Below are 677 nucleotides of genomic sequence, written 5' to 3'. Positions count from 1 at the left end.
AAAAAGAAAATGCCTTCTTCAGCAATCAGGCGCCGGATAAATTCGTAGTCGCTTTCCATAAACTGTACGCAAAACTCCCGCCAGTCGTGCCGGGCGCGAAACAGGGTGTCGTATTTAACGATGCCCATTTCTTTGAGCAGTGGCTGGAGAATGCCCTCAATATCGAGGTTCTGAAAACTGCGGCAGTTGCGGCGCTGCGCACTTCGCCAGAGGTTGGGACGGATGGTCAGGCGATACAGCGTCTGATGTTTACCGGTATCGCCCTGTTCGCAAAAGGTTACGATGCCGCGCACCCGTCTTTTGATTTCCTCACCCTGCCAGATAGTCAGCGTCGCGAGTTCATCGAGCACTTTTTCGAAGCCGATCGCCGGGTCACTGCTGGCCAGCGTGACATCAAGAGTGAAGAGTTCGGAGTAAGCCTGTGAGAGCTGAAAGCTCACGACAGCAAAGGTGTCTTTAGCCACACTGCCAGCGGTGAAGGTAAAGCGGGTTCCATTAGTCGCCATAAAGAGTCGCCATAAAGTTATTCCGTCAACTGTCGGGGAGTCATTTATCAGAAAGTGATTTTATTAGCGATGTATAGCCTAAATAAATACAATAAAATCAAGATGATAAATAAGGTGTGGGACGAGGATAGACCTGATGAGAGGAGTAAACTGCGAGGGGAGTCACAAAGA

At 49.8% G+C, this 677-nt stretch carries 1 protein-coding gene; it reads right to left on the bottom strand.

Features of this window, described 5'->3' with window-relative positions:
- Nucleotides 1-506 (bottom strand): type VI secretion system tip protein VgrG (vgrG, locus tag D5398_RS25325; RefSeq protein WP_120510036.1); only part of this gene is annotated, 506 nt, incomplete at its 3' end.
- Nucleotides 507-677: the final 171 nt, after the last annotated feature.

The organism is Rahnella bruchi, from assembly GCF_003614975.1.
Classification (GTDB): domain Bacteria; phylum Pseudomonadota; class Gammaproteobacteria; order Enterobacterales; family Enterobacteriaceae; genus Rahnella; species Rahnella bruchi.
Note: the sequence above shows the minus strand (reverse complement) of the source record. Positions and strands in the feature narration are given on the sequence as shown.